The following is a 25901-nucleotide window of genomic DNA, read 5'->3' as shown; positions in this document are numbered from 1 at the left end:
AGCTTTTCGGGGTGCTACCACGCGCTTGCCTTTCGAAAGTATGGCGCTCAGTACCTCGCGGCTTTCACCTACCGATTCAACCGCCGATTCGATCTCAGGACTTTGAACGAGCGGCTCCTAGTCGCCGCGCTAGCCTGTGTAACGTGGCCCCAGCACTCGATTCGGGCGGCTGACTTTCATTGCTAATCAGGAGCAGTGTTGCCCGAGGAGGCGGCCAGACCGGTGTCGGCGTCCGGCCTACTTGCGTCCCAGACCGCCAAGTAGGGCGGCCACCGGCCGGCGCGGTTTGTGGGGTTGTTCGCTGTGCGCCAATGACTTGCCGCCGTTGCTGCCTGTTGCAGCGGTCACCGGAAGCGTGTCGCGGCTCTCGTAGGGCTTGCTGAAATCGAAGCCGTCGGCGGCAACGTGTGCCATGCGTCCGTTCCCCGATCGGCTGCTTCCCTCGCGCTGGGCGCCACGACCCGTCGCTCGATCGCTGCGCGCACTGGCGAACGGTGCGCTCGCGGCGGATGGTGGTGCGCTCGGCCGCCGGTGATGGGTGCGTTTGTCGCCAGGGGGGTAGCAGTAATCGTACTCCGGCTCGAAACCGGGGACGATCACCTGCTCGACCTGGAGGCGGATCAGTTTCTCGATGTCGACCAGATACGGTACCTCGCTTGCCGAGACCAGCGAAATCGCGGTGCCGGGCTTGCCGGCGCGCCCGGTGCGCCCTATCCGGTGAATGTAGTCCTCCGGCGTGCGCGGCAGTTCATAGTTGATCACGTGCGGCAGCTCGTCGATATCGAGGCCGCGCGCGGCAACGTCGGTTGCCACCAGTACCAGCACCGATCCGTCCTTGAAGGCTTCGAGTGCCTTCAGCCGCTCCTGCTGGCTCTTGTCGCCATGGATCGAGTCGGCGGCGATTCCGGCGCGCTGCAGGTCGCGCGCCAGCCGGTTGGTTTCGATCTTGGTGCGCGTGAATACGAGCACCTGATTGAAATCGGCCGATTTCAGCAGCCTCACCAGCAACGCCCGCTTGGCTTCGGAAGCCACCGGGTGCACGCGGTGGGTGATCGTCTCCGACACCGTGTTGCGCCTGGCAACTTCGATCAGCACCGGTGACTTGAGCATGCGGTCGGCCAGCTTCTTGATCTCCTCCGAGAAGGTCGCCGAAAAGAGCAGGCTTTGCCGCTGCCGCGGCAGCAGATTGATGATGCGCGTGACGTCAGGGATGAAACCCATGTCCAGCATGCGATCGGCCTCATCGAGCACCAGCGCCTGGACGCTGGCGAAGTTGAGGCACTTCTGCTCTATGAGGTCGAGCAGGCGACCGGGGGTGGCCACCAGCACCTCGACGCCGCAGCGGATCTCGGCGATCTGTGGCTTGATATCGACGCCCCCGAAAACACAGGCGCTTCTGATCGGGACGTGCCTGCTGTAGGTTCTCACCGATTCGTGCACCTGGATGGCCAGCTCGCGGGTCGGCGCCAGGATCAGCACGCGTACCGGGTGTCGGGCGGGTGACGGGCTCGGGCTGGCGAACGCGAGGATGCGCTGCAGCAGCGGCAGGGTGAAGGCGGCGGTCTTGCCGGTTCCGGTCTGGGCGCCGCCCATCAGGTCCTGGCCGGCGAGCACGATCGGTATGGCCTGGGCCTGGATCGGCGTCGGCTCCGCGTAGCCCTGGTCGGCAATGGCTCTCAGCAGATCAGGTGCCAGGCCGAGTTCGTCAAAACGCATGGGCGGAACCTTCAGATCAGTCAAAAATCAGTCTCATATAAGACGTGATTATACATGGATAGACCTGTCGCACCGGGCTTTGCGTGGCCTCGCCATTTGCCCGGTACGGCTCAACGCGCCATCAGGCGGCCGAGGGCGCGTTCTGCACCAGAATCGAACAGGGCGATGCGTGACGCGATCTGTGCCTGACCCGCGGCAAGCTGTTGATCGAGAAAAGAGCGATGTGCCGCGACGGCCTTCTCCCAGTCGGGGTTGAACAGCAGGACAGTCCCCGAAGAGGGGCTTTGCCAGCAGCACAGGCCGCACTGTTGGCCCTCATCCGGCAGTTCGATGCGCAGCCACTCGCCGACCCGCCAGTCGCCGGCCGGCGGCGCTTGCGGCGATCGCGCCAAGGTCGGCATACTCAGGTGGAGCAGCTTGCGGCCGCCCTGCTCGATGAGCCGCGGAGCGTGCGCCGGATGGCTGGTCTTCGGCGCGCTCCGCGTAGCGACGCCTGGTGCACCGGAAAGCCGTGCGGCTGGAGCTTGCGCCTGGCTGCGCAGGGCGGCCGTCTGGAGGTCGAAAAGGGTGTTGAGAAAGGGGCTGCGCTCTGCAGCCGAGACGCCGATTTCATCCAGTCCGGCGGCAATCCGCTTCAACAGGGACGAGGCCATGCCGGCGAGACGCTTGCGCTCCTCGGGACTCTGCTTTGGCAGCACGCTCCAGATCAGGTCATCCGCGGTACGGCTGTGCTGCTGCCAGCGCTCGTCCTGCGTGCCGCTTTCGGTCGCCGCACCGATCATTACCCTTGACCAGTAGTCCTCGAGAAACGATGCAATCTCGGCCGAGCGGGTTCTCGCCAGGCTGGCGCGCAGCCAGGTGCCAGCCAGCTGGCTGGCGTATTCGCGGTTCTCATGCGTGCGCAGGAGGCCGATGTAGGGATCGGCCGCCCGTCTGGTCGTCTGCTCCCGCTCGTCGATCAGTGCTGCGAGCTCGGCCAGATATGGGCCGAGAGGCCTGTCGGGCTGGCCCAGGCTGTTGCCGGCCACGGTCGTCAGGCGGCCCAGCCGCTGGCAGAGCGGATGCGCGGTTCCGGCATCGCGTGGCAGGCCGAGTGCCGCGCGACCCAGTCGATTGATCAGCTGGCGCGCCGGATGGATCTCGTTGGCGAGCAGCGTCGGATCGTCAATCGCCAGCTTGAGCAGCGGGATCTGTAGCCGGCCGAGTGCTGCCTTGAGCGCCTCGGGCAGCAGCCCGGAGTCGAACATGGCCTCGAAAATCAGCCCCAGGGTGTCCATGGTGATTGCCTCGGGCCGCCCCGGCGGCAGGTCGAAGTCTTTCGACCGCAGTCCTCGCAGCGAGGGTTCGCCGGCTGCCGCGCTGGCTTCGAGCGTACCCAGGCGATCGAGCAGATGGTTGAGACTCACCCTTGCCGCCGCGTCCAGAGCCGGATTGCCAGGGCGTCCTTTGTCGCTCCCCGAAAAGGGGAGGGGAAGCCCGGCCTGCTCGCCGGCAAGACCTTGGCGGATCATCTCGTGCAGGGTCGCGGTCGAGCCCCGACTGTTGCTGGGCGGTTTGCCGAGCAGTGCCTCGCTTGCCTTGTCGCCCACATTTCTGGCCGGTGCGTCGCTGGTCTGCACGGGATCGATGCCATGGTTGGCCAGGAATTCGTCGATCTCGTGGTAGAGCAGGGGGACCTGCTGGCGCAGACGTTCCTCGATCCGGTCGAGCAGGGCCAGGGTCTGGTCGAGGCCGCGTACCGATTCCCGGCAGATTGCCCAAAGCCCGAGGCAGATCACTTCCGGGGCCAGCGGATGGTTCTCTTCGCCCGTCGTCGCCGGCCACTGCAGCAAGCTCATGTAGCGCAAGCGGCAGCGCGTCAGGGGGCGTCCCCCCGCCTCGCGCAGGTGGGCGCCGATGCTGCGCATGCGGATGTCGAGTTCCAGGTCATCGTCGCCCATCAGTGTCAGGCGCGAGGCGGTCAGGTCGCTGACCTGCTCGAAGCCGGCTTCCCGGCTCGCCGAAACCAATTGATCATGGGCGTCGCCGACTTCCCGCTCGAAGGCCGCGAGTGCTCCGGGCGAACCCGCCAGGCAAGGCCTGACGATATCGGCGAGTCGGCGTTGAAATATTTCCTTTCCGGCATGCAGGAGTTTTGCTTGCCGGTCACCATGTGTCAGGGTGGTATGTTCAGGCATTCATCCACGGTCCAGACGAGGCAGGATGTCTCGGTTGCTGTATCGTAGCGCGTATTTTTGGCCGGGCGAAGTCAATGAGGTGGCGCGCGGCGCCTGGTGGCTGTCGAATAGAATGGTCTGGAGAAAGCATGCAAAGGAGACAACTGGGCAACAGCGCCCTGCAGGTATCGGAGGTCTGCCTGGGCACGATGACCTTCGGGCAACAGAACGGCGAGTCCGCAGCACACGCCCAACTGGACCGCGCCTTTGCCGCTGGCGTCAACTTCATCGACACCGCGGAGATGTATCCGGTCCCGCCGCGCGCTGCCACCTGTGGTCGCACCGAAGAGATTGTCGGTGGCTGGCTGCTCGGGCAGGCGCGCGACCAGGTCATCCTGGCGACCAAGGCCGCCGGTCCGTCGCGCGGTCTGCACTGGATCCGCGACGGTCGGCTGGGCTTTGATCTGGCCAGTCTGCGTTTGGCGGTCGAGGGCTCCTTGCGCCGCCTGCGCACCGATTACATCGATCTTTATCAATTGCACTGGCCGGCGCGCAATCAGCCGATGTTCGGCCAATGGCAGTTCGACCCGGCGAAGGAGCATGTGGCAACGGGGATTCTCGAAACGATCGAGGCACTGGCGACGCTGGCCGGCGAGGGCAAGATCCGCTATTTCGGCCTGTCCAACGAGCATCCCTGGGGGGTGATGGAGTTCGTCCGTCTGGCCCGTGCGCATGGGCTGCCGCGCCCGGTTGCGCTGCAGAATGCTTACAGCCTGCTCAACCGGGTTTACGAAAGCGGCCTTGCCGAACTCTGTCACCGTGAACAAATCAGCCTGCTGCCGTACTCGCCGCTGGCTTTCGGCACACTTTCCGGAAAGTACCTGGCCAACCCGCAAGCAGCGGGCCGGATCAACGAATTTTCCGGTTTCGGTCAGCGCTACGCCAAGCCGAACGTGGCCCCGGCAGTTGCCGCCTACGCCGAGCTGGCGCACCGGCACGGGCTGACGCCAGTGTGCCTGGCTCTGGCCTTCGTCTATTCACGCTGGTTCGTTGCCAGCACGATCATCGGTGCCACCAGCCTCGTTCAACTCGACGAGAATCTTGGCGCGCTGGCCGTGCAACTGCCGCCGGCGGTACTGGCGGAGATCGACCAGATTCACCTGCGCCATACCAATCCGGCGCCCTGAGGACGCGGCGCCCGATGCCTAATGCCTGACTGCCGCGGCTGGCTCGGCCTTGCTTTCCACCTCCGGGGCTTCGGTGAGCGCCGGTTTCTTCTTTTTCGTACCGGGTGGCTGCGGCGGCGGCAATTGCGGCTCGACGGTTTCCAGCCGGTTTTCGCGCATGTAGACATCCATGTCCCGCCACCCCTCGTAGATCGAGGCCTTGGGCAGCCACGAATAGATCGAGTAGCAGTCTTCGATGGCACGTCCCGACTGGCGGCAGGCGCCGCCCACCGCCTTGCCTTCGGCATCGAGGCGCGCGCTCCTGGCGGCCGGTGGCTCGATGCCGAGTTTCTGCTGGATGGCATCACAAGCCGTGAGGCCGGGCAACAGCCAGCAGACGATCAGGAGGTTGCCAAACAATGGCCGGCGTGCTGGGTCGAACACGAGGGTTTCCGAGCGATTGGAATGCGGATGCCGCATTTTAACCACAAACCCGGCTCCGGCGTTCCTGGTTTCACGTCTGCTCCTTTTGAGTGGGCTTCGAAATGCATCGTGTGTTCGAGCGACGCTGGCTGCGGCTATAATCACCAACTTTTTCCGATTGCAGAGGACTGCTATGCACTTGCGCAAAATTCTTCCGGCCGCCCTGACGTTCACGCTGGCTGTGCCCTTTTCCTCGCTGACGCTTGCCGCGCCGATGGAAATCGAAATGTCGCATCAGCTCGATGAAGAGCGCGCCGAACGGGTCGAGAAGGTGCTTGAACGGTTCAACTCGCGGCAGAAGGATTACCAGATCAGGCTGGTGCGCCGCGTTCAGGGTGAGCCGGCCAAGGATATCAACCTGGTGACGCGCGAGGAACAGGCACAATTCGTTGCTGCCAAGGCAGGCTTCAAACCCCTGCATCAGGTGATGAAGGAGGCCAGCGTGCCGTTCGATGGCAGCAAGCTGGCGCCGGAACTGCGGGTCGGCCTCGGCGATGCGCAAGGAAATCTGGTTGCCCTGCCGATCGGCATGGCGACCCCGGTGCTTTTCATCAACAAGGCTGCTTTCCGCAAGGCCGGCCTGGATCCGGAGAAACCGCCGAAGACCTGGGCCGAAACGCAGCAGGCGGCCGACAAGCTGTTCGATGCGGGCAGCAAGTGCCCGTACACCACCTCCTGGCCCGCCTGGGTGCATATCGACAACCTGAGCGCCTGGAACGGCGTCGAGGTGGCCGACGCCAAGGGCAAGCTGATGTTCAATGGTCTGCCGCAGGTCAAACACACGGCATTGCTGACCACTTGGGCAAAAGCCAGGTTCTTCATCTATTTCGGTAGACGCGACGAGGCGGACAAGCGGTTCGAAGCCGGCGAATGCGGCATGCTGACCAGTTCTTCGTCGCTGATCGGCGCCTTGCACGAGAGTCGCCAGGTGGAAGCCGGGGTTTCGGCCCTGCCCTATCATGACGACCTGCCCGGTGCGCCGCAGCAGACGCTGGCTGGCGGCTATTCCTTGTGGGTCGCGGCCGGCAGGAAGCCGGCCGAGTACAAGGGGGTGGCGCAGTTTGTCGGCTTCCTGATGGAACCCGATCTGCAGGTCGAACTCACCGCTGCTTCGGGCTATCTGCCGATGACGGCGGCGGCACGCGCGGCGGCCGGGAGCAAGCTGCTGAAGACCGACGTCGCCGGGCTCAACGTCGCCTATCGCCAGTTGCAGGGTCCGGCTGCGCTGCGTACGCTGCGCGTTTCGGAGATCGAGAAGGTGCGGATCATCGTCGAGGAAGAACTCGAGGCCGCCTGGTCCGGCAAGACGCCGGCCAAGGAAGCGCTCGACGTCGCGGTCCAGCGCGGCAATCTGATCCTGCAGGCAGCGCCTGCGGCCAAGGCCCCTGCTCGCAGGAAGTGATGCTCCCGCGCCTCGGCTGGCCGCTTCCGGGCGTTTTCGCGCACCGCTGCGGCGGTGCTCTGGCGCCGGAGAACACGCTGGCCGGTTTGCACATCGCGGCTGGCCTCGGGTTGCGGGCCGTCGAATTCGACGTCATGCTGTCGGCCGATGGGTCGCCCTGGCTGCTGCATGACGAAGCGCTCGCCCGGACGACCAACGGTGACGGGCTGCTGTGCGAGACGCCTGATAGCGCACTGTGTCTGCTCGATGCGGGTGCGTACCGGCATCCGGCCTTCGCTGGCGAGCCGCTGCCGACCCTCGAATCAGCGGCGCTCGCCTGTCGCCGACTTGGACTGCTGGCCAACGTCGAGATCAAGCCGGCTGCCGGTTTCGAGGAACGGACCGGCGAGGTCGTTGCCCGCCGGGTGATCGAGCTGTGGTCGGGAACCGATCTGCCCCTGGTCTCTTCCTTCTCGCGAAGCGCGCTCGCGGCGGCCCGAGCGGCTGCTCCGGAGTTGCCGCTCGGCAGCCTTTACGAACGCGTACCGAGCGATTGGCCGGTGCGCCTCAGGGAGCTTGGTGCGCTCACCCTGCACTGCCGGGCCGATCTGGTCGACGATGAGATGCTCGGCGAGGCGCGTGCCGCTGGTGTCCCGGTACTGTGCTACACGGTCAACGATCCGGCCCTGGCGACAGCACTCTTTGCGCGGGGTGTTACGGCCGTGTTCTCCGACCGCATCGACCGCATCCGCGAGCACGGCTGATTCTCGTGCGTGCCGGATTGACGGTATTGGTCGGGCAGGTGTTGCCTCGGCGCGTGCGCCGGGGTGATGGACAGGGCGGCGAGGCATCGCTGGACTGTGGCCCGGCCATCTCCATCGGAAAGCCGCCGCCACAGGCCTGCCGCTGATTGCGCGCGATCGGCTTTCGGGCGGCGCCCGAGTGTGCAACGAGGATCGCGGTCATGCAACGTGCGATCAGCAGTGACGGCCATCGGCCATGCGGCTGAAGCCGAAACCGCTGCCGTGGCCCGGCGCGATGCAGATGGTGACGCCCAGTGAACGGGCAGCCCGGTCGATGTCGGGCGGAAAGGCGGCGAACGGTAGCGAGCGCTCGACCACGGACCTGATGAAAGCGATCTCCTCCTGCTGGTCGCCGGCATTGAGGACCGTGAAGGATTTCAGGCTGCCGTTGGGGTTGATCCTGAACTGGACGGATGCCGTTTTCACGCCACGGCTTCTCGGGTCGTTGCGGACGAAGGCGGCGCTGCGGTTGAGGCGCCGGACAATGCCGTCGACGTAGAGGTCCAAGCTGAAGGGTTCGGGTGGCGGGGTGTCGGGTCGGCGCTCGAGCAGCATGCTGCCCTCGGCGTCGCGCTGCGCGCGTTGCCGGCCAAGATCGCGGGCCTGGGCCAGCGAGCGCTGGGCCAGCGAGGGTTGCGGTGTGGCGCGCGCCTCTGCTGCCAGTTCGTCGAGGAAGCGGTTCATTTCCTCCTTCTGCGCCCGGGACCAGCGTGGCGTGTCGGGTGCCGCCTTTCCGGCCGCCCGGGGCACGGTCAGTACATGCGGGCGGGGCGCCGGCCCGTTGATCGGCCTGGCCGGCTTGCTGGTCAGGCGCGCCGGGGGGGCGGGTGGCCGGGGTGCTGCGGCCCGGGCCTGTGGATCGGGTGACAGGCTGGCCTCGATGCGTGAGGCAGCGATGGGACCCGGTCGCGGTTCCTTGCCGGGAAAGAACAGCACCAGGGCATGTATGACGAGCGATGTCGCGATGGCCCAGCCCAGAGCGGGGGTTTGCGAGGGCGCTTCGTTACAGAACTCCGTCGGCAGCTTGTCGATCTGCTAATCCTCTTGCGGCGGCGACAATCGCGCGGCGCCGGCGAGTGTACGGGGCGCCGGCAGCGGCAGTCAATCGGTGCGCCACATCGCCGGTCGCCGCCGCGCCCTGGTCGATGTCAACGCCCAGCATCGGCTTGATTCGGTTGTGCCGCCGGTGACGACATGGGCGCCGCCCTGGCGAGCTCGCCGGTGATCGTGCTCGCCCACATGAGGGCGGCGCTTGCCAGGCCAGCGACCGAGAGATGACATCCCTCGTGCCGGAATCGGTCGCCGGCGAGAGTATCGGTATCGGGGCCCAGGCGGAAGCGCCGATCGGTCGCGACCTTGGCTTCGACTGCACCACGCACCGCCGCATAAGGGTCCGATCGACAGATCGTCGAGCGAGCCAGGATGATCGGCGCACCGATGCCGGCCTGGTCGATCGTTGTCGCCAGGAGATCCAGGTGCCGCGCATAGTCACTGCTGCTGATGCCTTGCCGGGCGTCCGCCTCGCCTTGCTGCCACAGCACATACGCGGGCGGCAGTCCGAGCGCGCGCAGCGCTGCGAGGTGGGTGACCAGACGCTGGCGCAAGGCACTGTTCTGCCTGGTCCATTCGTCGATCGAGCTGGCATCGACGGCGAGCACCGAGATGACGATCGGCCGCTTGTTGCCTGACTGGCGCATGGCTTCCGGCAGGCGCCGCCAGATGCTGCCACCCGTTCCGGTGGCACCGGGCAGGGGGTCGACCGCCCTGATGCATTTTCCTTCGCTGATCAGGGTGATCGCTTCGCTGTCGGGGTCGGCTGGCGAACCGTGGTTGGCGGCGTTCGATTGGCCGAGGGCGAGCAGCACCAGCGGCCGTTCGGCGGCGATCGCGGCGCAGGGCAGGGCTGCTTCGCTTCCCACCCGGGTGATCTGTTCGAGGCGGGCGGCGAGGTTGGCTGCCTGACGCTGTTGCTGGCGCAGGGTGAACCCGACCAGCGAAAGCGTGGCCAGGACAAGGGCGAGCAGCAGCCAGCGGTATGGCCTGCCGCTCATCGGGCCGCGGCGCGTCGCTCGCGGTAACGGGCGCGAATCCAGCGCATGGCGGGTTGTTCCACCTGTTGCGCCAGGGTGGTCGCCAGTGTCAGGCTGATCGTCAGCGCCACCAGGACGGTCGCATCGATTGGCAGGCCAAGCGCCTGCAAGCGCAACTGGATGCTCCAGCCGATGTTCTCGTGCAGCAGGTACAACGGATAGGAAATCGTCCCGAGCCAGACGAAAGGCCGGTAACGAAGCACTGCCAGGCGGCCGGTCGCGGCAAGCAACACCATGCTCGCCAGGATGATGGCGAGGGCGGCGTGGAACAGCGAGTTGCCCAGGGCCAGGGTCAGGATCGCACAGCCGGCGGTGAGTGCCGGTGCGCGCCACGAGGTGGTGTCGTGGCGGCTGGTGGCAAGGTAGATGCAGATGCCCAGCGCAAACCACGGGAGGTACTTCAGGATGGTCAGGCGCTGGATGGTCCACGGAATCCCGAAGCCGAATTTCCATTCGAGTAGCGAATCGAGCAGCCGCAGGGCCAGCAGTCCGAGCAGCCAGTGATGGATCTGGTGCAGTCGGCGCAGGCAGTACAGGCAAAGCATTCCGACGTAGAACAGCAGTTCGACTTCGAGGGTCCAGTAGACGCCGTCAACGTGCGGAATCCCGAAAAGGGAGTGGATCATGATCAGGTTGCCGAGTGCCTCGCCAGGGCCGACCATCTTGCCCGGCAAGCCCAGCAGGTGAGTCAGCAGGAAGGTCAGGGCGATGGCCACCCAGTAGGCCGGGAACAGGCGACTGAAGCGGGAGACGACAAAATCCATCGCTCTCGAGGTCTTGTCGAGCGTCATGAAAATGACGAAGCCGCTGATGACGAAGAACAGGTTGACGCCGTAATGTCCGTCGGGGAAGGAGACGCTTGCCTGAGGGCCGGCACCGTAAAGGTCGCTGAAGCGGGTGGTGTAGTGAAAGAGGACTACGGCCAGGGCGGCCACGCCGCGCAGCGCGTCGATCTCGACCAGGCGGCCGCCGCGCTGCTCCGCAGCCGGCCGGACGGTGTCTGATGCTTGAGGGGTCATGATCATCGTGGCAGCTCGCATGGACGGCAAATCTCCATCGGAAATACCCTGTTCTCGATGCGCCGCGCCGGCCGAGGGTGGCTGGAGCGACGCGCGGATTCTAGCAATGCTGCGCCAGCATACGCGCGAAATCCGGAGTCACACGTGACCAATTGAACACTTTGCCTCAGTGTGGCAATGGCTTGCATCGCCCGCACGCAGGCACTGCGTGCCTCTTTCCGGGGCGGCATGGCACGGCGTTCGCCGCTCATCCCCCATCTTGGTGCCCGCCCGCAGCGACCGCCCGGCTTTGGTGCAGGCCTTCCGCCGCGTTTTTTCGGCGACCCCGCTGGAGAACGATACAAAATTGTTTGCAAGCGGTTTTGCCGCCTTTTTCGATGTTGGCACGACGCTTGCTTTGTTGTCCTTGAAGGAAGAACCCTTCCCGTTTCCATAATTTTCGAGGAGCTAACAGATGGTACGTCGCAATTTCATGAAGACGCTTTCGGCGGTTGCCGTGACGGCCGCCTTCGGACTCAACTCGTTCGGCGCGCTGGCTGCCGAGACGATCAAGGTGGGTGTCCTGCATTCGCTTTCCGGCACCATGGCCATCTCGGAGACGGCGCTCAAGGAGACCGTGCTGATGGCGATCGACGAGATCAACAGCAAGGGCGGGGTGCTTGGCAAGAAGCTCGAGCCGGTGGTGGTCGACCCGGCCTCCAACTGGCCGCTGTTCGCCGAGAAGGCGCGCCAGCTCCTGAGCAAGGACAAGGTGGCGGTGACATTCGGCTGCTGGACCTCGGTGTCGCGCAAGTCGGTGCTGCCGGTCTACAAGGAACTCAACGGCCTGCTCTTCTATCCGGTGCAGTACGAAGGCGAGGAACTCGAGTACAACGTCTTCTACACCGGCGCGGCGCCGAACCAGCAGGCGATTCCGGCGGTCGAGTACCTGATGAGCAAGGACGGCGGTGAAGCCAAGCGTTTCGTGCTGCTCGGCACCGACTACGTCTATCCGCGCACGACCAACAAGATTCTGCGTGCCTTCCTGAAGTCGAAGGGAGTGGCCGACGCCGACATCATGGAGGAATACACCCCCTTCGGGCATAGCGACTACCAGACGATCATCGCCAAGATCAAGAAGTTCTCGAGCGAAGGCAAGAAGACGGCGGTCATCTCGACCATCAACGGCGACTCGAACGTACCGTTTTACAAGGAGCTCGGCAACGCCGGCATCAAGGCGACCGAAGTGCCGGTGGTCGCCTTCTCGGTCGGCGAGGAGGAACTGCGCGGGGTCGATACCAAGCCGCTGGTCGGCCACCTGGCGTCGTGGAACTACTTCATGTCGCTGAAGAACCCGGAAAACGACAAGTTCACCAAACTGTATCGCGCCTGGGCGGTGAAGCAGAAGCTGCCGAATGCCGACAAGGCGGTGACCAACGACCCGATGGAAGCGACCTACGTCGGCGTCTACATGTGGAAGCAGGCGGTCGAGAAGGCCAAGTCCACCGATGTCGACAAGGTGATCGCGGCGATGGCCGGGCAGACCTTCAAGGCGCCATCCGGTTTCACGATCAAGATGGACGAGAAGAACCACCATCTGCACAAGCCGGTGTTCATTGGCGAGATCAAGGCCGATGGTCAGTTCAACGTCGTCTGGAAGACGCCGGGCCCGGTCAAGGCGCAGCCCTGGAGCCCCTACATTCCGGGTAACGACAAGAAGAAGGACCAGCCGGAAGGCAAGTAAGCGGTCAGCGTCGTTCTGCGGGGGCGGGCGGTGCGCCGCCCGCCCCCGAATGTGGAGAAGACATGCGCAAGTTTGGACTACTGCTCTGTGGCTGGCTGCTCGGCGCCTGGGGGGCGCACGCGGCGATCGATCCCGAGCTGCTCAAGCCGCTGGCCTCCGACGACTCGGCGGTGCGCATCGACGCCATCGCGGCGCTCGCCCAGGCCAGCCCCGAGGAGGCGCTGCCGGTGCTCAAGGCGCTGGCTGAAGATGCGCTGGCGGTGGCTGGCGGGCGGATGCTGCGGGTCGAGGATGGCCGGGTGTTCGACGCGGCGAGCAACAGCGAACTCAGACCGCCCCCGGCGGGCCTCGAGACGATCGGCATCAACAACCGCGTGCGCCGCGAACTGTCGGCCGCGCTGGCCGCGCTGCGTCTCTTCTCGGCCGAGCGCCCGGTGCGCTGGCAGGCGGCGCAGGAAGTGACGCTGAGTGCCGACGCGAAGATGCTGCCGCTGCTCGACAAGGCGCTGGCGGCGGAAAGCGATCCCGAGATCCGGAACCGCTTGCAACTGGCGCAGGCGCAGGCGAGTCTCGGTTCGTCCGACGCCGCCGTGCGCCACGCCGCCGTGCGCACGCTCGGCGAAAGCAGTGACCCGAGAGTGAGACAGTTGCTCATCCCGTTCACCGAGAAGCGCGGCGAGGTCTGGGTCGAGGCGGACAGTGCGGTGCGTGCCGCCGCCGGGACCTCGATCCGCTCGATCGAGCAACGCCTGGCCTGGGCCGACCATCTCGGGCGCGCCTTCAGCGGGCTTTCGCTCGGCTCGATCCTGCTCCTGGCGGCGCTCGGCCTGGCCATCACCTACGGCGTCATGGGGGTGATCAACATGGCGCACGGCGAACTGCTGATGGTCGGCGCCTACTCGGCGTGGGCGATGCAGAGCGTCTTCCGCGCCTACCTGCCGGGCGCCCTCGACTGGTATCTGCTGGCCGCGATACCGGTCGGTTTTCTCGCTGCGGCGCTGGTCGGCGTGGTCATGGAGCGACTGGTCATCCGCCACCTCTACGGCCGGCCGCTGGAGACGCTGCTCGCCACCTGGGGCATCTCGCTGTTTCTGATGCAGGTGGCACGCACGCTGTTCGGCGCGCAGAACGTCGAGGTCGCCAACCCGGTCTGGATGGCCGGCGGCATCGAGGTGCTGCCCAACCTGATGTTGCCCTGGAACCGGATCATCATCGTCGCCTTCTCGATCGCCGTGCTGGTGGCCATGTGGGCGATCCTCAACCTGACGCGGCTCGGCATGTTCGTCCGTGCGGTGACCCAGAATCGGCCGATGGCCGGCTGCGTCGGCGTGCCGACCGGTCGCATCGACACCCTGGCCTTCGGCCTCGGTGCCGGCATCGCCGGGCTGGGGGGGGTGGCCCTGTCGCAGATCGCCAACGTCGGGCCGGACATGGGCCAGGGTTACATCGTCGATTCCTTCATGGTCGTCGTGCTCGGCGGGGTCGGGCAGCTTGCCGGCGCGGTCTGGGCGGCGCTCGGTCTCGGCGTGTTCACCAAGTTCCTCGAAGGCTGGACCGGGGCGGTGGTCGCCAAGATCGTCGTCCTGGTGTTCATCATCATCTTCATCCAGAAGCGTCCGCAGGGGCTGTTTGCCCTCAAGGGCCGCTTCGTCGAAGCGTGAGCCGGGGAGAATGTTCATGATGCCTGCACGCACCCCGTTCATCGTCCGTCTCGGACGCAGCTTCGACGCGCGCAGTTGGCAGATGGCCGGGCTGTTCGCCGCCTGCGCGCTGATTGCCGTGCCGTTCATGCACCTGGCGCTGCCGCCCGACCACCCGCTGCACCTGTCGACCTACTTCATCACCCTGACCGGCAAGATCCTGTGCTACGCCATCGTCGCCGTGGCGATGGACCTGATCTGGGGTTACGGCGGCATCCTGTCGCTCGGCCACGGCCTCTTCTTCGCCCTCGGCGGCTACGCCTTCGGTATGTACCTGATGCGCCAGATCGGCCGCGACGGCAGCTATCAGAGCGACCTGCCGGACTTCATGGTCTTCCTCGACTGGCAGGAACTGCCGTGGTTCTGGGCCGGCAGCGACAGCTTCCTGTGGGTCGCCCTGCTCGTCCTCGTCGTGCCGGCGCTGATCGCCTTCGTCTTCGGCTACTTCGCCTTTCGCTCGCGCATCAAGGGGGTGTACTTCTCGATCATCACGCAGGCGCTGACCTACGCCGCCATGCTGCTCTTCTTCCGCAACGAGACCGGCTTCGGCGGCAACAACGGCTTCACCGATTTCAAGCGCATCCTCGGCTACCCGATCACCGCGCCGGAAACCCGCGTCGTCCTCTTCGCGCTGTCGGCGCTGGCACTGATCGGCACGCTGCTGCTCGCCCGCTACCTGGTGACCTCGAAGTTCGGCCGCGTGCTGACGGCGATTCGCGACGCCGAGTCACGCGTCATGTTCATCGGCTACCATCCGCTGTGGTACAAGCTCTTCGTGTGGACGCTGTCGGCCATGCTGTGCGCCATCGCCGGGGCGCTCTACGTGCCGCAGGTGGGGATCATCAACCCCTCCGAGATGTCGGTCGCCAACTCGATCGAGATCGCCATCTGGGTTGCCGTCGGCGGTCGCGGCACACTGATCGGGCCGGTGCTCGGCGCCTTCCTCGTCAACCTCGCCAAGAGCTGGTTCACCGTCAGCTTCCCGGAGTACTGGCTGTTCTTCCTCGGCACGCTGTTCATCGTCGCCACCCTCTACCTGCCGCAGGGCGTGGTCGGCCTCTGGCTCAGGCTGCGCCGGCGCGAGCCGCCGCCGGCCGCCGCAGCGACCGAAGCGAAGGGAGCGCGCGCATGAACGCCGTTGCTGTCGCCCACACGCCCAATCCGGACCATCCCGACAACCCGGACTGGGACAGCGGCACGGCCGAACTCGGGCACCTGCTGCGGCCCGGCCAGCTCGACCTGTCGCACAAGGTCATCCTCTATCTCGAGGACATCACGGTCAGCTTCGACGGCTTTCGCGCACTCGACAAGCTGTCGCTGACCATCGACGCCGGCGAGCTGCGCTGCATCATCGGTCCGAACGGCGCCGGCAAGACGACGATGATGGACGTCATCACCGGCAAGACGCGCCCCGACGAGGGCACCGTCTTCTTCGGCCAGACGATCGACCTGACGCGGCTCGGCGAGCCCGAGATCGCGCACATCGGCATCGGTCGCAAGTTCCAGAAGCCGACCATCTTCGAGAACCACACGGTGTTCGAGAACCTCGAACTGGCGATGAAGACCGACAAGCGCGTCTGGCGCAGCCTGTGCGCGCTGCTCGACCCGGCGGCCGGCGACCGCATCGCCGAAACCCTGCAACTGATCCGCCTGGCGGCCCATGCCGACCGGCTGGCCGGGCTGCTCTCGCATGGCCAGAAGCAGTGGCTGGAGATCGGCATGCTGCTCATGCAGGAGCCGAAGCTGCTGCTGCTCGACGAACCGGTCGCCGGCATGACCGACGAGGAAACCGAGCGCACCGGCGAGCTCTTCCTGTCGCTCGCCGGCAAGCATTCGCTGGTCGTCGTCGAGCACGACATGGCCTTCGTCAAGCAGCTCGGCGGCAAGGTCAGCGTGCTGCACGAAGGCAGCCTGCTCGCCGAGGGCAGCCTGGAGGAAGTGCAGGCCGACCAGCGCGTCATCGAAGTCTATCTGGGGCGTTAGCGACGATGTTGAGGATCGACCATCTGAACCAGTATTACGGCGGCAGCCACATCCTGCGCAACCTCAGTTTCACCGCCGAGGCCGGCAAGGTGACGGCGATCCTCGGTCGCAACGGGGTCGGCAAATCGACCCTGCTCAAGTCGCTGATGGGGCTGCTGCCGACGAAGAGCGGCGGCATCGAATTCGCCGGTCGCGACCTGACGCGCAGCGCCCCGCATCAGCGGGTGCGGGCCGGCATCGGCTACGTGCCGCAGGGGCGCGAGATCTTTCCCCGCCTGACCGTGCAGGAGAACCTGCTGATGGGGCTGGCCAGCTGTCCCGGCGGCACCCCGGTGCCCGAGCGCATCTATGAGATGTTCCCGGTCTTGCGGCAGATGCTGCGCCGGCGCGGCGGCGACCTCTCCGGCGGTCAGCAGCAACAGCTCGCCATCGGCCGCGCGCTGGCCATGGGGCCGAAGCTCTTGATCCTCGACGAGCCGACCGAGGGCATCCAGCCGTCGATCATCAAGGACATCGAGCGCGCCATCCGCGCCCTGGCACAGAGCGGCGAGATGGCCATCCTGCTCGTCGAACAGTATTACGATTTCGCCCGCTCGCTGGCCGACCAGTACCTGGTCATGGAGCGCGGCGAGATCATCCTGCGCGGCCGCGGCGAGGACATGGAGAAGGACGGCGTGCTCGCCGCGCTGGCCGTCTGACGGCCAGCCGGCCTTTTGCCGAGGCGGGCGATACGCGCTAGACTGTGACCGGTTGATCATCGGAAACCGCTATGGGACTGCCCCGAGAGAAACGCGCTGCCTACGAAGACCTTTTCGATCTACCAGAAAACGTCGTCGGCGAGATCATCAACGGCCGTCTGGTCACCCATCCCAGGCCGGCCCCCCGACATGCGCGAGCCTCTTCGTCGCTTGGTTTCGAGCTGGGCGGTCCGTTCGACCAAGCGCGCAATGGACCCGGCGGCTGGTGGATACTCGACGAACCCGAACTTCACCTTGATCAGCACGTTCTGGTTCTCGACATTGCCGGCTGGCGGCGCGAACGCCTGCCGAGACTGCCGGAGACCGCCTGGTTCGATCTCGCACCCGACTGGGTGTGCGAGATCCTGTCATCCGCGACGGCGCGCGTCGACCGGGCGGAAAAGTTGCCGATCTACGCCGCGCAGGGGGTGAAACACGCCTGGTTGGTCGCCCCCGACCTGCGCACCCTGGAGGTCTTCGAGAACCGCAACGGCCAGTGGTTGTTGCTGGCCGTTCTCGAAGGGAACGCAGCCGTGTCGCAGCCGCCTTTCGATGTCATCAGCTTTGTGCTGGGCAGCCTGTGGGCGGATTGAACGGGCCAAGACAGCTCGGAATGATCCGCTGCCCGGCTCGTAAACCCGGAGGCATTGTTTCGCCGCTGCGCCGCGCGCTGCGAATCGTCGTCGCCAGTCTCGGCAACGAACATCCCGATTCACAGGCAATCAGGGCGAACACCCTCGCCCTGCTGCAGGCGACAGGCCGGAGCGAAGACGCAATCGCCCGCCACCTCGCCGACGCCACGGGCCAATGAGGCGCCTCGGCGGCGCTTCGTGACGCCCGGCCGGAGTGCTTGACGACCCTTTCGCGAGCGCGCGATACTGCCGGGCGTTTCGTTTCTGACCAACCCGCGGAGAACCCTGCCATGAGCCAGAACCTGGTATCCCTTGCGCTGAGCAACGACGATCTCGCCGCCCTCGACGCGGCGCTCGCCACCGTCGAGGAAAAGCTCGCCGGCCTGATCGAGCTGTCGGTCGAGCAGCGGCGCAATTTGAGCAAGATGGGCGACAAGTCCGAAGCCTTCTGCCGGCAGGCCCTGATCCTGCTCGCCGAGAATCGTCAGATCATCCCGCCGGGACTCGATCTGAGCGAGGCGGAACACGATCTGCGCAGCCTCGACCAGTTGCGTCCGCGCTTCACCCGCCTGCGGCGCCTGGCCGCCAATGCCGACGACACCGAAATGGCGCTCGGCAGCGACATTCTCGACTTCGCGCTCGACGGCTACGCCGTCGCCAAGGTGATCGGCAAGGGCGCCGCGCTCGAAACGATGAAGGAGGCGATGTCGGCCCGCTACACCCGCAGGCGCAGCGAGCCACCGAAAGCCTGAGCCGTCGCTTGCGCTGCCCGTCAGCGAGCAGGCAGCCCGGACGGCAAGACCCGGAACCTTGCGCACGAGCTCGGGAACCTCGCGCGCACGCACGGGAGCCTTGCCGGCGAGCGAAAAAGCCCGGGCTGTGCAGTTCGCCAGCCGGCGCGCAAGCCGCAAAGCCTTGCGTGCAGGGTCCCGACGCTCGCGGGCCGGCCCCGGCGCCGCCTGCGCAACGAGCAAAGCCTTGCCCAGCAAGGCTCGCACGCCGGCGCGCAAGCCTCTGAAGCCGAAACGCAAGCCCCGCATCCTGGCGGGCAGGCCCCGCACCCTTGCAGGCCGGCCTTGCACCCTTGCGGGCCGGCCTTGCAGGCTTGCGGTCGGGGCGTCGAGGCTTGCGGGAGCCGGCGGGCATCGCCGCCCGCTGCCTTACTTCAAGCGGGGTTCGCTGCTGATCGCCGTTTGCGCCTTCTGCAGGGCATCGAGCGAGGCGCGCTTGGCGGCGAGCGAAAAGTCCGAGGAGAATTCGGCGAACTCGGCCTGGCCGACTCCGGTCACGAACACTTCGGCAACGCTGCTCCCCAACACATCCGCGAAGGTACAGGACAGTTGCACCTGAAAGAAGGTCGGGGGCCAGGTGACGAAACTGTCCGGAGCGCCCGGATGGCGGGTGATGAACGGTGCAGCGTCCATTTGCGGGGATACGGGCAAGGCATGGGAAAGGATGGGGTAGTGGCGACCCTGCCTGTTTGACGGTGCGGCTGGGTGTCGCGCTCGATCAGGCGATCGGGGAAGAGGCACGGCCGGGCTGGCAGGCCCGCCTGACGCTCGGCTTCGAACGACGTGGCGAGCGGACGGTGCTGGCCCACTGCGCACACCACGGGCCGCTGCGCGTGCAGAAGGCGCTTTACCCGGAGGGGCCGGAGGTCTGCCAGGCGATCGTCCTGCATCCGCCGGGCGGCATCGTCGGCGGTGACCGTCTGGATATCGCGCTGGCCGCGGCGCCGGGTGCGCACGCGCAGTTGACGACACCGGGGGCCGGCAAGTGGTATCGTTCGGGTGGCCGGTGCGCGTGGCAATCCTTGAGCGTGCGCGTGGCCGGGCAGGCAATCGTCGAGTGGCTGCCGCAGGAGACGATCGTTTTCGACGGCGCCGAGGCAGTGCTGCAGACGCGGGTCGAACTGGCCGCTGGTGCCGTGTACTGTGGCTGGGAAATCCTCTGCCTGGGACGCACCGCCGCCGGTGAGCGTTTCGGCCAGGGTCGGCTCGAACTGGCGACGCGCATCGAACGGGCCGGACGGCCGTTGTGGATCGAGCGCACTCGCCTGCGCGGCGGTTCGCCGTGGCTCGCAGCGGCGGCCGGGCTGGCCGGCCGGCCGGTCAGCGCGACGCTGCTGATCGCCGGGCGGGCGGTCGGGCGCGAATGGCTGGCGGTCAGCCGGGAGGTCGCGGCGGCGGCGGATCTGCTGACCGGGGTGACGGCATTGCCCGAGGTGTTGCTGGTGCGCTGTCTGGCGCCCGGCGTCGAGCCGGCGCGTGCCTGGCTGGGCGAAGTGTGGCGGCGGATGCGCCCGCTGGCGCTGGGCAGGGTGGCCGTGCCGCCGCGCATCTGGAGTACGTGATGGCAGAGGGAGGACAATGGAACTGACGCCGAGAGAAAAGGACAAGTTGCTGGTGTTTACCGCCGCCCTGCTCGCCGAACGGCGGCGCGCACGCGGTCTGCAGCTCAATTATCCGGAAGCGGTCGCCCTGATCAGCGCGGCGATCATCGAAGGAGCGCGCGACGGGCGGACGGTGGCCGAGCTGATGAGCTACGGCAAGACGCTGCTGACGCGTGACGAGGTGATGGAAGGCGTGCCGGAAATGATCCACGACATCCAGGTCGAGGCCACCTTCCCGGACGGCACCAAGCTGGTCACCGTGCATCACCCGATCATTTAGGAGACCACGCATGGTTCCCGGAGAAATGTCCATCGCGCCCGGCGAGATCGAGCTCAATGCCGGCCGCGCAACGATCCGCCTGTCCGTCGCCAACACCGGCGACCGGCCGATCCAGGTCGGCTCGCATTATCACTTCGCCGAAACGAACGTCGCGCTGGCCTTCGACCGTGCGGCGGCGCGCGGTTTCCGGCTCGACATCGCGGCCGGAACGGCGGTGCGCTTCGAGCCCGGCCAGACGCGCACGGTGCAGCTGGTGGCGCTGGCCGGCGCGCGCCGGGTCTATGGTTTCAACGCTCTGGTGATGGGAGCGCTGCCATGAGCGTGCGGATTTCGCGCCAGGCCTATGCCGAGATGTTCGGCCCGACGGTCGGCGATCGCGTCCGGCTGGCCGACACCGATCTGTGGATCGCCGTCGAGCAGGACTTCACGATCTACGGCGAGGAAGTCAAGTTCGGTGGCGGCAAGGTGATCCGCGACGGCATGGGGCAGGGCCAGAAAACGGCCGCCGAGGTGGCCGACACGGTGATCACCAATGCCCTGATCGTCGACCATTGGGGAATCGTCAAGGCCGACATCGCCATCAAGGACGGGCGCATCGCCGGCATCGGCAAGGCCGGCAATCCCGACATCCAGCCCGGCGTGACGATGGCCATCGGCGGCGCCACCGAGATCATCGCCGGCGAGGGAATGATCGTCACCGCCGGCGGCATCGACAGCCACATCCATTTCATCTGCCCGCAGCAGATCGAGGAGGCGCTGATGTCGGGCGTCACGACGATGCTCGGCGGTGGCAGCGGGCCGGCCACCGGAACCTGTGCGACGACCTGCACGCCGGGGCCGTGGCATATCCGGCGCATGCTCGAAGCGGCCGAGGCGTTTCCGATGAACCTCGGCTTTCTCGGCAAGGGCAACGTTTCCCTGCCGGCAGCCCTGCGCGAACAGGTGCGCGCCGGAGCGATCGGCCTCAAGCTGCACGAGGACTGGGGAACGACGCCGGCGGCGATCGACAACTGCCTGACGGTGGCCGACGAGATGGATGTGCAGGTGGCGATCCATACCGACACGCTCAACGAATCGGGTTTCGTCGAGACGACGCTGGCCGCTTTCAAGGGACGCACGATCCACACCTTCCATACCGAGGGCGCTGGTGGCGGACACGCCCCCGACATCCTGCGCGCGGTCGGCGAGGCCAACGTGCTGCCCTCGTCGACCAACCCGACGCGGCCGTATACGGTGAATACCGTGGACGAGCACCTCGACATGCTGATGGTCTGTCACCACCTCGACCCGGCGATCGCCGAAGACGTCGCTTTCGCCGAAAGCCGCATCCGGCGCGAGACGATCGCCGCCGAGGACATCCTGCACGACCTCGGCGCCCTGTCGATGATGTCGTCGGATTCGCAGGCGATGGGACGGGTCGGCGAGGTGATCATCCGCACCTGGCAGACGGCGCACAAGATGAAGCGGCAGCGCGGGCACCTGGCGCCGGCCGGGCAGCCGGCGGCCGCGCATGACAACTTCCGGGTCAAGCGCTACCTCGCCAAGTACACGATCAATCCGGCGATCACGCACGGCATCAGCCACCTCGTCGGCTCGCTCGAGGTCGGCAAGCTGGCCGATCTGGTGCTCTGGAAGCCGGCCTTCTTCGGCGTCAAGCCGTCGCTGATCGTCAAGGGCGGCATGCTTGCCGCCGCGGCGATGGGCGACGCCAATGCTTCGATCCCGACGCCGCAACCGGTGCATTACCGGCCGATGTTCGCTGCCTTCGGGCGCGCGCTGCAGACCTCGGTCACCTTCGTCTCGCCGGCGGCGCTCGACAATCCCGAACTCGCCGCGCTGCAGTTGGGCAAGCCGCTGGTCGCCGTGCGCGGTACGCGCGGCATCGGCAAGGCGGACATGGTGCACAATGGAGCGACGCCGAGGATCGAGGTCGATCCCGAGACCTATGCCGTGCGTGCCGATGGCGAGCTGCTGGTCTGCGAACCGGCCGCCGTGCTGCCGATGGCGCAACGTTACTTCCTCTTCTGAGCCGCGCATGCTGTTTGCCGAATCCTTTGCCGATCACGCCAGCCCGGCCAGCGACCGTGTCGTGCTGCCCTATGACGCCCGCCGCAAGAGCCGGCAGCGGGTGGTGCTCGCCAGCGGCGAGGAAATGGGCTATGTCCTGCCGGCCGGGACCGTGCTGCGTCACGGCGACCGTCTGCTGACCGGTAGCGGGCGGGTGGTCGAGGTCGCGGCTGCAGTGGAGGAACTGCTCGAGGTGCGCGCCGGCGATCGCCTGCAGCTCGGTCGCGCCGCCTATCATCTGGGCAATCGACATGTGCCGGTGCAGTTCGGCGACGACTTCCTGCGCTTGCAGCCCGACCACGTGCTGGCCGAGATGCTGGTCGGCCTCGGTTGTCTGGTGAGCGAGGTCGAGGCAGCCTTCGATCCGGAGGGTGGCGCCTATGGCGGCCACGCACCTGGCGATGCCGGCGGGCACGGCTACCGTCCGGCGCGTGGCGGCCCGCCGGCTGCCGCGCACGATCCGCATCTCCCGGGCGACGGTGCACACCGTTCGCCAGCCCGCATCCACGAATTCAAGTGAGTCCGGCCCTCTGTCGGCTGCTGCAACTGGCCAGCCCGGCGTTGCCGGTCGGGGCCTACACCTATTCACAGGGTCTCGAATGGGCGGTCGAGGCCGGCCTGGTGCACGATCAGGGGAGTGCCCTGCAGTGGATCGCCGGGCTGCTCGAGGAAGGCATCGGCCGTTGCGAGGCGCCGTTGGCCGGCTGCCTGCAGCGCGCCTGGGCGAGCGGCGGGATGGACGAGGTCGAACGGCTGAACGACGAGTTCCTGGCCAGTCGCGAGTCGTCCGAGTTGCGTGCCGAGACGCTGCAGATGGGTTATTCGATGCGTCGCCTGCTGCACGATCTGGATGATTTTCCGGTGCCGGCGGCCTTCGATGCGCTGCCGGAGGTGAGCTTTCCCTGTGCCTGGGGGCTGGCCGCGGCGGTCTGGGAAATCCCGCTGGCCGATTCCCTGACGGCCTACCTGTGGTCCTGGTGCGAGAATCAGGTGATGGCTGCGCTGAAGGCCGTGCCGCTCGGGCAGGCCGTCGGGCAGCGGCTGTTGCTCGAACTCGGCGGCCGTATTCCAGCCGTCGCGCAGCAGGCGCTCAGCCTGCCCGAAGAGCGGTGGAGCAACTTCGCCCCGGGTCTGGCGCTCGCCAGCAGCCGGCACGAAACGCAGTATTCGAGACTTTTCCGATCGTGAGACAAACGGTGACAGGGAACGACCAGCAGAGCCGGCGGCCGCCGGCGCTACGCATCGGCATCGGGGGCCCGGTGGGCTCCGGCAAGACGGCGCTCACCCTGGCCCTGTGCCTCGCCTTGCGCGAGCGCTACAGCCTCGGCGTGGTGACCAACGATATCTATACCGCGGAGGACGCCAGATTCCTGGTGCAGCATGCCGCGCTGCCGCAGGAGCGGATTCTCGGTGTCGAGACCGGCGGCTGTCCGCACACGGCGATCCGCGAGGATGCGTCGATCAATCTCGAAGCGGTCGCCCGGCTGAGCAGCGCCTTTCCCGATATCGAGATCGTCCTGGTCGAATCCGGCGGCGACAATCTGGCGGCAACCTTCAGCCCCGAACTGTCCGATCTGACGATCTACGTCATCGACGTTGCGGCGGGTGACAAGATCCCGCGCAAGGGGGGGCCAGGGATCACCAAATCGGACCTGCTGGTGATCAACAAGACCGATCTCGCGCCGCTGGTTGGCGCATCGCTGGCGGTCATGGAGCGCGACAGCCGGAAGATGCGCGGCGCGCGGCCCTTCGTTTTCAGCAACATGAAGACCGGCGACGGGCTGGACGAGATCATCGCCTTCATCGAAGCGCAGGGCCTGTTGCGCTAGGGCGCAATCCGGTGTGCCGCGCCGGCTGCGCTACCTGGCGCTGAGCGGCACCGAGCGATGCTTTCCGAGCTTGCCGACGACGTGCATTTCGCAGGGTTTGCAGTCGAAACGCAGGGTAAGCTGCTCGTTGCCGTTGATCAGCAGCAGCGGATCGGGGCGGATGCCCTTCACCTGCTTGGGGCAGAGGTTGAAGCTGTAGCGCAGGCAGTGTTTGGTGATCATCAGCGACACCTCGCCCTTCTGCTCGCCACACTCGTACGCCGGTTCGATCACCTGCACGCCATGCCGGGCGTAAAAGCTGCGGGCGCTCCGGTTGCATACCCCGGCCAGACAGTCGAGCGTATGCTCGGGGTAGGGCACCGGCGGGTCGACCGGCTGGCGACGCGCCGGGCGCTGGTAGGCGGCAGTCCGCGCCGCGTCGAGCGCCGCGACGGCGGCGCGCCGCAACCGGTTGAGGAGCGTCGTGGGCAGGAACCAGTCGGCCGAGAGATCCAGGGTGATCTCGGTCGCCACGTAAGGCGTCTCGCCAAGCCGGCCAAGATTGTCGTGCATCGTGGCGCGTGCCTGTGCGCCGCTGCGCGCGATCTGCCTCGGGTGAGCGAGGCTGTGCCGGACGCTGACGCCCTGGTCGTCGGTGATCTCCAGGGTGAAGCCTTGTTCCGGGTCACACAGGCGGAGCCGGACCGGAATCTGCCGGATGGCCGATTTCCTCGCCAGGCGGCGTGCGAAGTCCTGATCGCGGTTACGATGGATGCGGCTGCCGATCTGCAGGGTGGGTGGCAGCCGGCCGCCGTCGAGCGCCGGGAACAGGCGGTAACCCGTGCCGCACGGTTCGGCACGGTTGATCTGCAGGCCATGCAGTTCCTGCCCGGTGTCGAACCAGGCGATGCCGTCACCGTTGTGCAATGGCACCTGGCTCGAGAGTTCGAAACTGTCGTGGCCAAGCCGGCTGATCGTGCCGATTTCGTCACCGACGAACTTCGGTGATTCGAAGGCGCCGATGTCGGCCTTGCGTCCGGTCACGAAGTAGTCCGTCGCCCCCCGGTTGAAGCTCTTCTCGGGTTGCGGGGTGAACAGAAAGCTGCTGTCGCCCGAGGAACTACGCCGATAGTCCGGTCGTTCGGCCAGGATCTGATCGAGCAACTGGCGATAATGCGCGGTCGTGTTCTTGACGTAGGCGAGATCCTTGAGACGACCTTCGATCTTGAACGAACTGATACCGGCGTCGATCAGGGCGCGCAGATTGTCACTCTGATCGTTGTCCTTCATCGACAGCAGGTGCTGCTTGGCGGCCAATAGCCGACCGCTCTGGTCGGCCAGTGAATAAGGCAGGCGGCAGGCCTGCGAACAGTCACCGCGGTTGGCACTGCGCCCAGTCTGCGCGTAGCTCAGGTTGCACAATCCGCTGTAACTGACGCACAGGGCGCCGTGTACGAAAAACTCGAGGACCACGCTGGTGGCGCCGGCGATGGCGTCGATCTGGTCGAGACCCAGTTCGCGGGCCAGGACGATCTGCGAGAAACCGACCTCTTCGAGAAACTTCGCCTTGTCGAGCGAGCGGATATTGGTTTGCGTGCTGGCATGCAGTTCGATTGGCGGCAGGTCCAGTTCGAGCAGCCCCATGTCCTGCACGATCAGCGCATCGGCGCCGGCTTCGTAGAGTTGCCAGGCGAGGCGACGGGCCGCTTCGAGTTCATCGTCCTTGAGCAGGGTATTCAGCGCAACCAGGACCTGCGCGTTGTAG

Annotated in this window: 26 protein-coding genes and 1 pseudogene; 19 read left to right on the top strand and 8 right to left on the bottom strand. The window is 66.3% G+C overall.

What is annotated here, in order from left to right:
- A pseudogene (locus tag JNK99_RS11630) lies at positions 1–186 on the top strand (IS1595 family transposase); the annotation flags it as partial.
- Positions 187–237: 51 nt separating this feature from the next.
- Here JNK99_RS11630 and JNK99_RS11625 read toward each other — a convergent pair.
- A complete protein-coding gene (locus JNK99_RS11625; RefSeq protein ID WP_291853131.1) occupies positions 238–1716 on the bottom strand; it encodes a DEAD/DEAH box helicase in 1479 nt (492 codons plus the stop codon).
- A 110-nt stretch (positions 1717–1826) separates the two neighbouring features.
- A complete protein-coding gene (locus JNK99_RS11620; RefSeq protein ID WP_291853128.1) occupies positions 1827–3893 on the bottom strand; it encodes a DUF1631 family protein in 2067 nt (688 codons plus the stop codon).
- A gap of 128 nt (positions 3894–4021) precedes the next feature.
- Between JNK99_RS11620 and JNK99_RS11615 the strand changes: the two genes are divergently transcribed.
- A complete protein-coding gene (locus tag JNK99_RS11615; protein WP_291853125.1) occupies positions 4022–5059 on the top strand; it encodes an aldo/keto reductase in 1038 nt (345 codons plus the stop codon).
- An 18-nt stretch (positions 5060–5077) separates the two neighbouring features.
- On the opposite strand, the gene JNK99_RS11610 is transcribed toward JNK99_RS11615, so the two are convergent.
- Positions 5078–5482: a hypothetical protein gene (locus tag JNK99_RS11610; protein WP_291853122.1), complete on the bottom strand. Its 405-nt coding sequence runs from the start codon at positions 5480–5482 to the stop codon at positions 5078–5080.
- A 172-nt stretch (positions 5483–5654) separates the two neighbouring features.
- Between JNK99_RS11610 and JNK99_RS11605 the strand changes: the two genes are divergently transcribed.
- Together JNK99_RS11605 and ugpQ are read left to right on the top strand one after the other, a co-directional pair.
- Positions 5655–6923 (top strand): extracellular solute-binding protein, encoded by a 1269-nt coding sequence (locus JNK99_RS11605; protein WP_291853120.1) that lies wholly within the window; start codon positions 5655–5657, stop codon positions 6921–6923.
- Entirely contained in the window at positions 6923–7666 is a 744-nt protein-coding gene (gene ugpQ / locus JNK99_RS11600; RefSeq protein WP_291853117.1) for a glycerophosphodiester phosphodiesterase, read from the top strand. The genes JNK99_RS11605 and ugpQ overlap by 1 nt, the downstream gene beginning before the upstream one ends.
- A 213-nt stretch (positions 7667–7879) precedes the next feature.
- On the opposite strand, the gene JNK99_RS11595 is transcribed toward ugpQ, so the two are convergent.
- The 3 genes from JNK99_RS11595 to JNK99_RS11585 all read right to left on the bottom strand — a co-directional run bounded on the left by JNK99_RS11595 (position 7880) and on the right by JNK99_RS11585 (position 10835).
- Positions 7880–8641 (bottom strand): hypothetical protein, encoded by a 762-nt coding sequence (locus tag JNK99_RS11595; protein WP_291853114.1) that lies wholly within the window; start codon positions 8639–8641, stop codon positions 7880–7882.
- Positions 8642–8853: 212 nt separating this feature from the next.
- Positions 8854–9756 carry a sialate O-acetylesterase gene (locus tag JNK99_RS11590; protein WP_291853111.1) on the bottom strand — a complete coding sequence of 301 codons (903 nt, stop codon included), beginning with the start codon at positions 9754–9756 and terminating at the stop codon, positions 8854–8856.
- Positions 9753–10835, bottom strand: a complete 1083-nt coding sequence (locus JNK99_RS11585) for an acyltransferase (RefSeq protein WP_291853108.1) — start codon at positions 10833–10835, stop codon at positions 9753–9755. The genes JNK99_RS11590 and JNK99_RS11585 overlap by 4 nt, the downstream gene beginning before the upstream one ends.
- A gap of 433 nt (positions 10836–11268) precedes the next feature.
- Between JNK99_RS11585 and urtA the strand changes: the two genes are divergently transcribed.
- The 8 genes from urtA (at position 11269) to JNK99_RS11545 (ending at position 18341) form a co-directional block, all read left to right on the top strand.
- The gene (urtA, locus tag JNK99_RS11580) at positions 11269–12537 is read left to right on the top strand and encodes an urea ABC transporter substrate-binding protein (protein ID WP_291853105.1); all 1269 of its coding nucleotides are present in this window, start codon (positions 11269–11271) and stop codon (positions 12535–12537) included.
- A 62-nt stretch (positions 12538–12599) separates the two neighbouring features.
- Entirely contained in the window at positions 12600–14198 is a 1599-nt protein-coding gene (gene urtB, locus JNK99_RS11575) for an urea ABC transporter permease subunit UrtB (RefSeq protein WP_291853103.1), read from the top strand.
- 82 nt (positions 14199–14280) lie between these two features.
- Entirely contained in the window at positions 14281–15369 is a 1089-nt protein-coding gene (gene urtC / locus JNK99_RS11570) for an urea ABC transporter permease subunit UrtC (protein ID WP_291853134.1), read from the top strand.
- Complete coding sequence (gene urtD / locus JNK99_RS11565; RefSeq protein ID WP_291853100.1) at positions 15366–16220, top strand: urea ABC transporter ATP-binding protein UrtD; 855 nt, start codon at positions 15366–15368, stop codon at positions 16218–16220. Before urtC ends, urtD begins: the two co-directional genes overlap by 4 nt.
- 5 nt (positions 16221–16225) lie before the next feature.
- Positions 16226–16918 carry an urea ABC transporter ATP-binding subunit UrtE gene (urtE, locus tag JNK99_RS11560; RefSeq protein ID WP_291853098.1) on the top strand — a complete coding sequence of 231 codons (693 nt, stop codon included), beginning with the start codon at positions 16226–16228 and terminating at the stop codon, positions 16916–16918.
- A 71-nt stretch (positions 16919–16989) separates the two neighbouring features.
- On the top strand, positions 16990–17550 hold the full coding sequence (locus JNK99_RS11555; RefSeq protein WP_291853095.1) for a Uma2 family endonuclease: 561 nt from the start codon (positions 16990–16992) through the stop codon (positions 17548–17550).
- Positions 17551–17570: 20 nt separating this feature from the next.
- A complete protein-coding gene (locus JNK99_RS11550; RefSeq protein ID WP_291853091.1) occupies positions 17571–17768 on the top strand; it encodes a hypothetical protein in 198 nt (65 codons plus the stop codon).
- Positions 17769–17879: 111 nt separating this feature from the next.
- Positions 17880–18341, top strand: a complete 462-nt coding sequence (locus tag JNK99_RS11545; protein ID WP_291853088.1) for a hypothetical protein — start codon at positions 17880–17882, stop codon at positions 18339–18341.
- A 408-nt stretch (positions 18342–18749) separates the two neighbouring features.
- Here JNK99_RS11545 and JNK99_RS11540 read toward each other — a convergent pair whose 3' ends face one another.
- Positions 18750–19013 carry a hypothetical protein gene (locus JNK99_RS11540; RefSeq protein ID WP_291853086.1) on the bottom strand — a complete coding sequence of 88 codons (264 nt, stop codon included), beginning with the start codon at positions 19011–19013 and terminating at the stop codon, positions 18750–18752.
- 62 nt (positions 19014–19075) lie between these two features.
- On the opposite strand from JNK99_RS11540, the gene JNK99_RS11535 reads away from it, so the two are divergent.
- The 7 genes from JNK99_RS11535 to ureG are packed head-to-tail and all read left to right on the top strand — an operon-like array spanning position 19076 to position 24157.
- Complete coding sequence (locus JNK99_RS11535) at positions 19076–19942, top strand: urease accessory protein UreD (RefSeq protein WP_366518757.1); 867 nt, start codon at positions 19076–19078, stop codon at positions 19940–19942.
- 16 nt (positions 19943–19958) lie between these two features.
- Positions 19959–20261: an urease subunit gamma gene (locus tag JNK99_RS11530; protein WP_291853081.1), complete on the top strand. Its 303-nt coding sequence runs from the start codon at positions 19959–19961 to the stop codon at positions 20259–20261.
- A 10-nt stretch (positions 20262–20271) separates the two neighbouring features.
- On the top strand, positions 20272–20580 hold the full coding sequence (locus JNK99_RS11525) for an urease subunit beta (RefSeq protein ID WP_291853077.1): 309 nt from the start codon (positions 20272–20274) through the stop codon (positions 20578–20580).
- Entirely contained in the window at positions 20577–22289 is a 1713-nt protein-coding gene (gene ureC / locus JNK99_RS11520; RefSeq protein ID WP_291853074.1) for an urease subunit alpha, read from the top strand. The genes JNK99_RS11525 and ureC overlap by 4 nt, the downstream gene beginning before the upstream one ends.
- Positions 22290–22296: 7 nt before the next feature.
- Positions 22297–22848 carry an urease accessory protein UreE gene (gene ureE / locus JNK99_RS11515; RefSeq protein WP_291853071.1) on the top strand — a complete coding sequence of 184 codons (552 nt, stop codon included), beginning with the start codon at positions 22297–22299 and terminating at the stop codon, positions 22846–22848.
- Positions 22845–23516: an urease accessory protein UreF gene (locus JNK99_RS11510; RefSeq protein WP_291853068.1), complete on the top strand. Its 672-nt coding sequence runs from the start codon at positions 22845–22847 to the stop codon at positions 23514–23516. Before ureE ends, JNK99_RS11510 begins: the two co-directional genes overlap by 4 nt.
- Before the next feature lie 8 nt (positions 23517–23524).
- Complete coding sequence (gene ureG, locus JNK99_RS11505; RefSeq protein ID WP_291853063.1) at positions 23525–24157, top strand: urease accessory protein UreG; 633 nt, start codon at positions 23525–23527, stop codon at positions 24155–24157.
- A gap of 30 nt (positions 24158–24187) precedes the next feature.
- Here ureG and JNK99_RS11500 read toward each other — a convergent pair.
- On the bottom strand, positions 24188–25901 hold a 1714-nt coding region (locus JNK99_RS11500), incomplete at its 5' end, for a U32 family peptidase (RefSeq protein WP_291853059.1).

It is taken from the genome of Accumulibacter sp. (assembly GCF_016789985.1).
Classification (GTDB): Bacteria; Pseudomonadota; Gammaproteobacteria; order Burkholderiales; family Rhodocyclaceae; genus Accumulibacter.
The sequence above is the reverse complement of the archived record's forward strand: the minus strand, read 5'-3'. Positions and strand labels throughout refer to the sequence as shown.

What these genes read in the sequence shown, in the direction of transcription:
- JNK99_RS11625 (WP_291853131.1), bottom strand. Translation starts at nt 1,716, where the DNA reads ATGCGTTTTGACGAACTCGGCCTGGCACCTGATCTGCTGAGAGCCATT.
- JNK99_RS11620 (WP_291853128.1), bottom strand. Translation starts at nt 3,893, where the DNA reads ATGCCTGAACATACCACCCTGACACATGGTGACCGGCAAGCAAAACTC.
- JNK99_RS11615 (WP_291853125.1), top strand. Translation starts at nt 4,022, where the DNA reads ATGCAAAGGAGACAACTGGGCAACAGCGCCCTGCAGGTATCGGAGGTC.
- JNK99_RS11605 (WP_291853120.1), top strand. Translation starts at nt 5,655, where the DNA reads ATGCACTTGCGCAAAATTCTTCCGGCCGCCCTGACGTTCACGCTGGCT.
- ugpQ (WP_291853117.1), top strand. Translation starts at nt 6,923, where the DNA reads ATGCTCCCGCGCCTCGGCTGGCCGCTTCCGGGCGTTTTCGCGCACCGC.
- JNK99_RS11590 (WP_291853111.1), bottom strand. Translation starts at nt 9,756, where the DNA reads ATGAGCGGCAGGCCATACCGCTGGCTGCTGCTCGCCCTTGTCCTGGCC.
- JNK99_RS11585 (WP_291853108.1), bottom strand. Translation starts at nt 10,835, where the DNA reads ATGCGAGCTGCCACGATGATCATGACCCCTCAAGCATCAGACACCGTC.
- urtA (WP_291853105.1), top strand. Translation starts at nt 11,269, where the DNA reads ATGGTACGTCGCAATTTCATGAAGACGCTTTCGGCGGTTGCCGTGACG.
- urtB (WP_291853103.1), top strand. Translation starts at nt 12,600, where the DNA reads ATGCGCAAGTTTGGACTACTGCTCTGTGGCTGGCTGCTCGGCGCCTGG.
- urtC (WP_291853134.1), top strand. Translation starts at nt 14,281, where the DNA reads ATGGCCGGGCTGTTCGCCGCCTGCGCGCTGATTGCCGTGCCGTTCATG.
- urtD (WP_291853100.1), top strand. Translation starts at nt 15,366, where the DNA reads ATGAACGCCGTTGCTGTCGCCCACACGCCCAATCCGGACCATCCCGAC.
- urtE (WP_291853098.1), top strand. Translation starts at nt 16,226, where the DNA reads ATGTTGAGGATCGACCATCTGAACCAGTATTACGGCGGCAGCCACATC.
- JNK99_RS11555 (WP_291853095.1), top strand. Translation starts at nt 16,990, where the DNA reads ATGGGACTGCCCCGAGAGAAACGCGCTGCCTACGAAGACCTTTTCGAT.
- JNK99_RS11550 (WP_291853091.1), top strand. Translation starts at nt 17,571, where the DNA reads ATGATCCGCTGCCCGGCTCGTAAACCCGGAGGCATTGTTTCGCCGCTG.
- JNK99_RS11545 (WP_291853088.1), top strand. Translation starts at nt 17,880, where the DNA reads ATGAGCCAGAACCTGGTATCCCTTGCGCTGAGCAACGACGATCTCGCC.
- JNK99_RS11540 (WP_291853086.1), bottom strand. Translation starts at nt 19,013, where the DNA reads ATGGACGCTGCACCGTTCATCACCCGCCATCCGGGCGCTCCGGACAGT.
- JNK99_RS11530 (WP_291853081.1), top strand. Translation starts at nt 19,959, where the DNA reads ATGGAACTGACGCCGAGAGAAAAGGACAAGTTGCTGGTGTTTACCGCC.
- JNK99_RS11525 (WP_291853077.1), top strand. Translation starts at nt 20,272, where the DNA reads ATGGTTCCCGGAGAAATGTCCATCGCGCCCGGCGAGATCGAGCTCAAT.
- ureC (WP_291853074.1), top strand. Translation starts at nt 20,577, where the DNA reads ATGAGCGTGCGGATTTCGCGCCAGGCCTATGCCGAGATGTTCGGCCCG.
- ureE (WP_291853071.1), top strand. Translation starts at nt 22,297, where the DNA reads ATGCTGTTTGCCGAATCCTTTGCCGATCACGCCAGCCCGGCCAGCGAC.